We start from the raw sequence: 3545 nt of genomic DNA on the forward strand, positions 1-3545 counted from the left end.
GACAACAAAGGTAATGAGAAAGCAGCAGTTTTACCTTTGTTGTCACTTCTAGAGCAGCAACTTGAAGAGCAAGACAATAAAACTGCTTGGCAAAGGCTTCGAGTATTAATCATGACGCCAACGCGAGAACTCGCAATCCAGATTTAACAAAATATTGTCAATTATGCGCAGTTTCTACCATTTGAGAGTGTGGCTGTATACGGGGGCGCCAGCATTAACCCTCAACGCAAAGCAATAGCTAAAGGCGTTGATATTTTAGTGGCAACCCCAGGCCGACTTTTTGATGTCATAGGCCAACATGATTTGGACTTATCATTTGTTACTCATTTAGTGATTGATGAAGCTGACCGTATGTTGGACCTAGGCTTTGTTAAAGATATTGAAAAGGTAAAGCGCTTAGTCAATCGTCAACATCAAACCATGATGTTCTCAGCAACCTACTCAGAAGCTGTGAAAAGTCTTGCTGCAAAAATGCTCAATGAGCCTGAGTTTGTTCACGTATCAAATCAAACCACGGCTGACACTGTTTCTCAGTCGGTATTTCAGGTAGATAAAAGACGTAAAGCAGAATTGTTGTCTGAGCTAATTGGGCGTAACAATTGGCAGCAAGTAATGGTATTTACCAGCATGAAAGAAACGGCTGAACATCTATTAAAAGAATTAAAGTTGGACGGCATTAAAGCGGCAGTATTTCATGGGGATAAAACCCAAGGCGCGAGAAACAGAGCGCTCGAGGAGTTTAAATCAGGCAAGCTAAGAGTAATGATTGCGACTGATTTAGCTGCAAGAGGGCTAGATATCGAAGCGCTACCTTTGGTGATTAATTTTGAGTTGCCGCCAGAGCCTGAAGATTATGTTCACCGTATCGGCCGCACAGGACGAGCAGGTTTAACGGGCCAAGCTATATCGCTTGTGGCTCAGAATGAAATGGAACTATTAAGTGATATTGAAGCGTTAATCAATACTCAAATAGAAGTGCATATTCAACCTGGTTATGAAGTTGGTGCACCTTTACCTGCAAGATACCGTGAAGTCGAGGCTGTAAAACCTAAGAAGTCCTTTAAGCATAAAAGACCAAGTGGTAATCGCGGTAATGATAAATCAAAGCCAACTCGTCAAGGTAAATACGCTAAAAAGGCAAAGTAGCCCGCTGTATAGCATTAGCTAATAAAATTGAATTTGAGTCTCAAAAATACAAGGAAGTCTTAGTGTGATCCTTAAACGTATTAATACCAATATTATTACTGGTTTTTTAGGCGCGGGTAAAACGAGTCTTATTCTGTCATTACTCAGACTTAAACCAGAAAATGAAACATGGGCGGTGCTGGTAAATGAATTTGGTGAAATCGGTATTGATGCGGGCTTAATTGGTGGTACTAATTCTTCTGAACAGGTTGTGATAAAAGAGGTCGCAGGCGGTTGTTTATGCTGCGCCGCGGGTATTCCAACCCAAGTAGCTATTAATCAGTTGATTCAAAAAGCGAAGCCAGATCGTTTATTCATTGAGCCTACAGGTTTAGGCCATCCAGCTGAAATTTTAAAAGTGCTCACTAATGAGTTTAATCAACAAGTATTAAAAGTGAATCAAACTGTTTGTGTGGTTGATGCCCGCAAAGTGTTAGATGAACAATACAGTAAAAATGATAACTTTAATCAGCAAATGCAAGTAGCCGATATCGTCTATGCCAGTAAAGTGGATTTATACCAGCAAAATGAACTTAAAAACCTCAGTGCATTCTTAGCGCGATTTGACCAGACTAAATCGTTAATCAGCTCAGCGAGTGATACTTCGATACAGCATTTGTTTGAAGGCCTTAACAAACCGTTTATTGTCAAAGAGCGTAAGCCACAAGTGATGCGCTCAGTGACAGGCAATAAATCACTTCTCGCTAGCAACTCACCTTCGATATTTTCGCCTTCCTCATCCCTAGGCGAAGAACCTCAGGTTATCGAGTTTAACCAGGATGGTTTTTGGTTTAAAGAAAATGAAGGTGAGGGCGCGTATAGTATAGGTTGGGTTTTTGAACCTAAATTATGTTTTGATTTTGATGCATTGATAAGTTTAGCGAATCATTTTATTGAGCAAAACATTGTTCGATTGAAAGCAGTAATGATTACAGAAGAGGGTATAGCGGGCTTTAATATGGTGGATGGTAAACTTTCTGTAATGGAATTGGATGAAACCATGGATTCTCGAATGGAGATTATTGCACTATCGCCATTAGTTGAAAGCCAGCTTACTAAATTACTGTTAGCCTGCTTATATCAAGTCTGAGCTAGTACAAATAAAGCTTGATATAGTCATTTAATTGAAAGGGATTACTTTTCAGAACTAATCCCTTTCATAAACGCTTCATGTCTTGCTGATGTTCTCACATCAGCTTTTTAAACATTAAAAATAACAGGTTTATTCAAAGCCTGTTTGCGTCGATTGACTAAAAAAGTTTGCTTCCCCAACCGAGTTTAGCCCGTAACACATTAAAGTAATTATGCCCTTTAGGATGGATCATTCTTAATCTGTCTTCACTTCGACTAATTAAAATTTCATCGCCGGGTAATACTGATAAATGAACATGACCGTCACAGCTCACTTCTAAGTTTTCGCCATTATCTGGTGATACTACGAGCTTAATGGTGCTGCTAGCATCCACGACTATAGGTCTGCACGATAATGTATGCGGGAACATTGGCACTAAAATGAGTGCTTGTAAGTTAGGAGTGAGGATAGAGCCACCTGCCGATAAAGAATAAGCAGTAGAGCCTGTAGGTGTCGATACAATCATTCCATCAGCACGCTGGCTATACATGAACTGATCATCGATATAAACCTCAAACTGAATCATGTGTGCAACTTTACCGGGGTGAAGTACTGCTTCGTTAACTGCGGTATTGCTGGATTTCAGCATACCGTGGCGATGAACTTCGGCTTCCAGTAAAAAACGGTACTCAGTATCGTATTGGCCATCTAACACTTTGGATAATGATTCTTCAAAGTTGTCTGGGGGTAAATCAGTCAAAAAACCTAGGTTGCCACGGTTAACGCCGATGACAGCAATATCAAACCTGGCTAATACTCTGGCGGCACCTAACATATTACCGTCACCACCCACCACAATAGCTAAGTCGCAACGCTCACCTAATTCAGTTAAATCAACAGATTCGATATCTACTTTGAGCTCTGAAGCCACACGCTCTTCGGCTAAAATCTCAAAACCTTGCATAGACAGCCAATGGTGCAAACGCTTCAGTGTGAGGTTTGTACCTTGGTGATGTGGTTTGCCGATAAGGCCAATTGTTTGAAACTTTTTGGTCATATTAGTATTTGATTTGCTCAAAGGCTTGAAACAAAGAAATTGATCCCCATAATATGCCCATAGTAATCAGAAACAAAGCATTTTTAGCTGGAGTGAAAATGAGCAACGAGTCGAATAAACCAGATCAAGAAGTAATTGATGCAGAAGTAATCACTGATGTTGAAACAGAAGTAGCTGCTGAAGCAACACAAGAAGTTGATGAGTTAACTCAAGCTAATCTTAAAATTGAAG

General features: G+C 40.2%; 2 protein-coding genes and 2 pseudogenes. 3 read left to right on the forward strand and 1 reads right to left on the reverse strand.

Annotation, left to right across the window (positions count from 1 at the left end; genetic code table 11):
* Both FNZ24_RS21185 and FNZ24_RS21190 read left to right on the forward strand, forming a co-directional pair.
* Positions 1-1146, forward strand: a pseudogene (locus tag FNZ24_RS21185) (DEAD/DEAH box helicase); the annotation flags it as partial.
* A gap of 64 nt (positions 1147-1210) precedes the next feature.
* Positions 1211-2275: a CobW family GTP-binding protein gene (locus FNZ24_RS21190; protein WP_153916782.1), complete on the forward strand. Its 1065-nt coding sequence runs from the start codon at positions 1211-1213 to the stop codon at positions 2273-2275.
* A gap of 160 nt (positions 2276-2435) precedes the next feature.
* Here the strand turns inward: FNZ24_RS21190 and nadK are convergent, their stop codons facing one another.
* The gene (gene nadK, locus FNZ24_RS21195) at positions 2436-3314 is read right to left on the reverse strand and encodes an NAD(+) kinase (protein ID WP_153916784.1); all 879 of its coding nucleotides are present in this window, start codon (positions 3312-3314) and stop codon (positions 2436-2438) included.
* Between the two features lie 98 nt (positions 3315-3412).
* Here nadK and FNZ24_RS21980 point away from each other — a divergent pair.
* A pseudogene (locus tag FNZ24_RS21980) lies at positions 3413-3545 on the forward strand (nucleotide exchange factor GrpE); the annotation flags it as partial.

It is taken from the genome of Shewanella sp. TC10, from assembly GCF_009663145.1.
In the GTDB taxonomy this organism is placed as follows: Bacteria; Pseudomonadota; Gammaproteobacteria; order Enterobacterales; family Shewanellaceae; genus Shewanella.